Here is a 3,283-nt window from a genome sequence, read left to right on the forward strand (position 1 = left end):
CCCCCCCCCCCCCCTCTTTTTTTTCACCCCCCACCCCGCAAACCCCCTTGTCGCTCCGTCTCGTGGGCTCGGAGTTGTTTAAAAGACACAGGGCACGGCCCGTGAAGCGGCCGCGCCAGTCGGTCAGGTACGGGGCGGTGTCGTGCTCGTCGACGAGGACGTTGGCCGCGCCGACGATGCCGGCGCAGCGCTCGATAAGGCGATCAGCGATGAGCATCAGTCATGCGGTACTTTGACCTTGTCGAGCAATTCCTTGGCCAGCTTCTGCGCCTGCTTCTTGTACGGGCGGAGGTACAGCAGGGCGAACAGGAAGTACGAGACGACGAGCAGCGCTTCGCCCAGCGCCATCATGCGCGAGATTTCCGTCTTGTCGCTCCAGGCGCGCACGATGCCTTCGACGAAGTAGATCAGGATGACCATCGACGACCACTGCAGCGTGTACAGGTCGCGCTTGAGGACGCCGCGCAGCGGCAGCAGCAGCGGCAGGGCCTTCAGCGCCAGCAGCGAGCCGCCCGGGTGGAGGGGCGCGACGACGATCTCCCAGACCAGCAGCCAGGCGAACAGGATGACGAGACTCGTCACCGCGCCCGTATGAAATACCCTTTGCGTTTGCATCGCTTACTCCGTCCCCTGCAGTTTGCGGCTGGCGATCGCGAGGCGCCGGCCGAGCGCGATCGCGAGCCGCTTCTCGTCTTCCGTCACCGGGCGGTTGCCGTCCACGCCCGACCAGTGGGTCGCGCCGTAGGGACTGCCGCCGCTCGCGGTGGTCATCAGTTCCGGCTCGGTGTAGGGCAGGCCCATCACCATCATGCCGTGGTGCAGCAGCGGGATCATCATCGACAGCAGGGTCGATTCCTGGCCGCCGTGCAGGCTGCCCGTCGACGTGAATACCGCGGCCGGCTTGCCGGCCAGCGTGCCGGACAGCCACTGCGCGGAAGTACCGTCGAGAAAATATTTCATGGGCGCCGCCATATTGCCGAACCGCGTAGGCGAACCCAGCGCCAGTCCGGCACACTCCGCCAGATCCTCGAGTTCCACGTAGGGCGCGCCGGCACGCGGGATGTCGGGTTCCGTCGCTTCGGCCACCGTCGACACCGCGGGAACAGTCCGCAACCGGGCTTCCATGCCCGGCACGCTGTCGATGCCCTGGCCGATCAGTTCGGCCAGCCGGCGCGTCTTTCCATGACGCGAGTAATACAACACGAGGATAATCCGATTGGTTGGGTTCATCGTTGGTATTATAGGGCGCTTTACAAGATGACACGCTCGCCGTCGGCGCTTTTTCGATGCTTTCCAAGACCGTCACCAATCTTTCCCGCAGCACGACCGAGATGATCAACACGGGCGTCGACCGGGTGCGCGGACTGACGTGGAACGAGGCGCGCGACCTCGTGCGCTTCGCGCGCCGCCGCCTGACCGAGGAAAAGCTGCCGCAGGTGGCGGGCAGCCTCACGTTCACGACCACGCTCGCGATCGTCCCGCTGCTGACGATCGTGCTGGCCATCTTCACCACGTTTCCGATGTTCGGCAAGCTGCGCACCGCCCTGGACAATTACTTCGTCCAGATGCTGATGCCGAAGGCGATCGCCAACACGATCACGTCGAACCTCACGCAGTTCGCCAGCAAGGCGACGGGGCTGTCGGCCGTCGGCGGTATCGCCCTCGTGTTCACGACCGTCGCGCTGATCGGCACGATCGAGCGGGCGTTCAACCAGATCTGGAAGGTGCGCCGCCCCCGTCCCGTCGTGCAGCGGGTGCTCGTGTACTGGGCGCTCGTCACCCTGGGGCCGCTCGCGTTCGGCCTGTCGCTGACGTTGACATCGCAACTGTTTTCCGCCACCAACGGGCTGATGAGCCTCGTGCCGTTCCTGGGCGCCGTGTTCTACACCCTCGTGTCGGTCGCGCTGACGACGGGCGCCTACGTGCTGCTGTACATGACGGTGCCGAACCGCGACGTCGACTGGCGCGATGCCATGTGGGGCGGCCTCGTCGCCGCCATCGCGTTCGAGGTGGCGAAACGCGTGTTCGCCATCTTCATCCGGCAATTCCCCACCTACGCCATTATCTATGGCGCGTTGGCCGCGCTGCCGCTGTTCCTCGTCTGGATGTACCTATCGTGGATGATCACGCTGGTCGGCGCGCTGCTGACGGCCGCGCTGCCCATCGTCAAGTACGAACGCTGGTGGTACGAACCCGTGCCGGGCGGCGCCTTCGTCGATGCGATGGCCGTGCTGAAGGTGCTGCATGGCGGGGCGCGCCTGACGGGGACCGCGATGGTGTCGAGTGCGCAGATCCGCGCATGCACGCGCATCGGCTACGACGAGATGACGGAGCTGCTGGAACGTATGGTGGCGGCCGGCTGGGTCGGGCGCGTGCACGTCGAGGAGCAGGTACCACTGCGGTGGAGGATGGGAAAAGGCGGAGGTGCGCGGGCCGGGACCGATTGCTGGGTCTTGCTCGTCGATCCGCGCCTCGTCAGGCTCGCGGACGTCTACCGGCTGTTCGTGTTCGGCGGCGTCAAGAGCGAGACCGGAGCGCCGGCCGACGGCGCGCAGTCGCCGCTGGCGCTGGACACGGCCGCGCTCGCCCGCGAGGTCGAGGCGTCCGTCGAGCGGGGGCTGGACGAGACGCTGGCTGACCATTTTATCCGGGTCACCAGCTGAGCTTGCCGGTCAGCATCTCCCAATACATCACCCAGTCCGCGCGGAACGAATACCACGGGTAGCCGAACGTGGCCGGACGGTTCTTTTCGAAAAAGAAGTGCCCGATCCAGGCGCCGCCATAGCCCGTCACGACGGCGACGGCGAGCCACCACGGATTCAGGCTGTCGATGTATTGCGCGATGCCCGCGATGGCCGACGACGTGCCGAGGAAGTGGGCGCGCCGGCACATCCGGTTCTCGTGCTGGGTCAGGTACCAGGGATAGAACTGCGCGAAACTGTCGTAGCGGACGGCGGCCATGCTGCTCTCCCGGTTGTCTCCCTGCCGTCCAGTGTAGATCAATCCAGGTCGCGCACGAAGTCCGCCAGCGCGGCGCTCACCGCATCGGACTGTTCCGTCATCAGCGCATGCCCGCAACCGAGCGCGACAACGCGCGCATGCGGGATCGCGGCCACGAGCCCTTGCGCCGAACGGGGCGGCGTCATCGCGTCGCGCCGGCCCTGCACGAACAGGGTCGGGCACGCGATGGCCTGCGCGGCCGCGCCCCCGTTCGCGTAGGTATTGCAATGTCTATTATACAAATAATACCCTGCCGACGAAAAGAGAGGTGGTGATAGCGGTG

5 protein-coding genes and 1 pseudogene are annotated in these 3,283 nt (G+C 65.9%); 1 reads left to right on the forward strand and 5 read right to left on the reverse strand.

What is annotated here, in order from left to right; all coding sequences use genetic code 11:
* From ACEN88_RS27550 to wrbA, 3 genes and pseudogenes are all read right to left on the reverse strand, one after another.
* Positions 1–217 (reverse strand): annotated as a pseudogene (locus ACEN88_RS27550) (hypothetical protein); the annotation flags it as partial.
* Positions 217–615, reverse strand: coding sequence for a DUF2069 domain-containing protein (locus ACEN88_RS27555; protein ID WP_413344780.1), 399 nt, complete (start codon positions 613–615; stop codon positions 217–219). The gene ACEN88_RS27555 and the pseudogene ACEN88_RS27550, both read right to left, overlap by 1 nt.
* 3 nt (positions 616–618) lie before the next feature.
* Positions 619–1,230 carry an NAD(P)H:quinone oxidoreductase gene (gene wrbA / locus ACEN88_RS27560; RefSeq protein WP_413344782.1) on the reverse strand — a complete coding sequence of 204 codons (612 nt, stop codon included), beginning with the start codon at positions 1,228–1,230 and terminating at the stop codon, positions 619–621.
* A 56-nt stretch (positions 1,231–1,286) separates the two neighbouring features.
* On the opposite strand from wrbA, the gene ACEN88_RS27565 reads away from it, so the two are divergent.
* Complete coding sequence (locus tag ACEN88_RS27565; protein ID WP_413344783.1) at positions 1,287–2,663, forward strand: YihY family inner membrane protein; 1,377 nt, start codon at positions 1,287–1,289, stop codon at positions 2,661–2,663.
* Here ACEN88_RS27565 and ACEN88_RS27570 read toward each other — a convergent pair.
* Both ACEN88_RS27570 and ACEN88_RS27575 read right to left on the reverse strand, forming a co-directional pair.
* Positions 2,653–2,961, reverse strand: coding sequence for an Mpo1-like protein (locus ACEN88_RS27570; protein ID WP_413344785.1), 309 nt, complete (start codon positions 2,959–2,961; stop codon positions 2,653–2,655). The two genes, ACEN88_RS27565 and ACEN88_RS27570, sit on opposite strands and share 11 nt — an antisense overlap.
* Positions 2,962–2,999: 38 nt before the next feature.
* Positions 3,000–3,283, reverse strand: a 284-nt coding sequence (locus ACEN88_RS27575) for an alpha/beta fold hydrolase (RefSeq protein ID WP_413344786.1), incomplete at its 5' end; no start/stop codon positions are given.

This window comes from Massilia sp. CT11-108 (genome assembly GCF_047302915.1).
Taxonomy (GTDB): Bacteria; Pseudomonadota; Gammaproteobacteria; order Burkholderiales; family Burkholderiaceae_D; genus Telluria; species Telluria orientalis.

Excerpts from the sequence above, each read along its gene's own strand:
- ACEN88_RS27555 (WP_413344780.1), bottom strand. The coding sequence starts at position 615 with ATGCAAACGCAAAGGGTATTTCATACGGGCGCGGTGACGAGTCTCGTC.
- wrbA (WP_413344782.1), bottom strand. The coding sequence starts at position 1,230 with ATGAACCCAACCAATCGGATTATCCTCGTGTTGTATTACTCGCGTCAT.
- ACEN88_RS27565 (WP_413344783.1), top strand. The coding sequence starts at position 1,287 with ATGCTTTCCAAGACCGTCACCAATCTTTCCCGCAGCACGACCGAGATG.
- ACEN88_RS27570 (WP_413344785.1), bottom strand. The coding sequence starts at position 2,961 with ATGGCCGCCGTCCGCTACGACAGTTTCGCGCAGTTCTATCCCTGGTAC.